This window comes from Candidatus Saccharimonadia bacterium (genome assembly GCA_035544015.1).
Classification (GTDB): Bacteria; Patescibacteriota; Saccharimonadia; order UBA4664; family UBA4664; genus UBA5169.
This window is the reverse complement of record DATKIP010000001.1, coordinates 1-1678: the sequence shown is the minus strand read 5'-3', so window position 1 is coordinate 1678 and position 1678 is coordinate 1. Positions and strand designations below refer to the sequence as shown.

The following is a 1678-nucleotide window of genomic DNA, read 5'->3' as shown; positions in this document are numbered from 1 at the left end:
ACGAGGAGTTGGAAGACATAGAGGGCAAAGACGAGGGACGGGCGAAAGCTGTCCTCGAAGCCAGACAAGCCAGCAAAGATGCGAAACACAAGCTGAGGGTGATCGAGCGAGATGGGTAGCGAAGGAACCGCCTCGCGCGCTCCCGACGACGGAACCGGATGAACTTCGTTATGTTTGTCTTTGGAAGAGGGGTTAGGAGAAAAGCACTATGAAGACACATTCTGGTCTGCCCCCTGAGAAGTGGTCCTCCCTGATGTATGGCTTATGGCCTGATGGAGGACTGAAGAATGGCAAGGAAGCGACACACTGCGGAAGAGATCGTCACGAAGCTGCGGCAGGTTGATGTGCTGGTTTCGCAGGGCCGTCCGATCGCGGAAGCGGTTCGGACGATAGGTGTGACGGAAGTAACGTACTATCGCTGGCGCTCGGAATACGGTGGCCTGAAGGGCGACCAGGTCAAGCGGCTCAAGGAGCTGGAGACTGAGAACAGGCAATTGCGTCGTGCGGTCTCTGATTTGACGCTAGAAAAGCTGATCCTCAAAGAGGCCGCCTCGGGAAACTGGTAAGCCCCGCCCGCCGCCGTGCCTGTGTGGATCATGTCATTGCCAAGCATGGTGTCTCCGAGCGCCTTGCGTGTCGGGTTCTTGGCCAGCATCGATCCACACAGCGCAAGATACCAACGATGCGAGATGATGAGGCGGCTCTGACCGCCGCGATCATTGCGTTCGCCACCGAGTACGGCCGTTACGGTTATCGACGGATCGCAGCCATGCTGCGGGACGCCGGGTGGGTGGTGAACATCAAACGCGTCGAACGGATCTGGCGGCGGGAGGGGCTGAAAGTTCCGCAGAAGCAGCCGAAGAAAGGCCGGCTGTGGCTCAATGACGGATCGTGCATCCGTCTGCGGCCGCTATATCCCAATCATATCTGGTCCTACGACTTCGTCGAGGATCGAACCCACAACGGGAGGAAGTACCGCATGCTCAACGTCATCGATGAGTTCACGCGCGAATGCCTGGCAATCCGTGTGAACCGAAAGCTTAGGTCGACCGATGTGATCGACGCGCTCTCAGACCTGTTCATCCTGCGTGGAATCCCTGGGCACATTCGTTCCGACAATGGCCCGGAGTTCGTCGCCATGGCCGTCCGCGAGTGGATTGCCGCCGTTGGAGCCAAGACCGCCTACATCGAGCGAGGCAGTCCATGGGAGAACGGCTACTGTGAAAGCTTCAACTCGAAGCTCCGTGACGAATTGCTCAACGGTGAAATCTTTTACACTCTGCAAGAGGCCAAGGTGATCATCGAGAACTGGAGACGGCACTACAACACTATTCGTCCGCACTCTTCGCTCGGCTACCGACCACCGGCACCGGAGGCCTTCATGCCCGCGCGTCCGGCTCCGCAATCCGGCCCAGCCGCTCCGCACGCGCTCACGCTGGCACCGCGCCCATCCCTAAACTAACATCCCCACCGGACCACTCGATCGGGGCAGGCCGCAAGGATCGCGTGATAAGCGCGCCCCGCGGTACGTACATTGTTACTGGGCTAAATCCCCCGCTTGAGGGGCAGCAACCCGAATATCGCATTCGACATTTCAGTGAAGAGTTCGAGCGGGTCGCAATGGAAAGCGAGTAGTCCCTAGCGAGTCTGAACATGGCCAGAGATGATGATGATCCCC

Annotated in this window: 1 protein-coding gene; it reads left to right on the top strand. The window is 58.6% G+C overall.

Annotation, left to right across the window (positions count from 1 at the left end):
- Positions 1–287 precede the first annotated feature (287 nt).
- A protein-coding gene (locus VMT30_00005) for an IS3 family transposase (GenBank protein ID HVQ43340.1) occupies positions 288–1462 on the top strand; the annotation gives its coding sequence in 2 pieces (ribosomal slippage) (positions 288–552 and positions 552–1462; 1176 coding nt in all).
- The last annotated feature ends 216 nt before the right edge of the window (positions 1463–1678 follow it).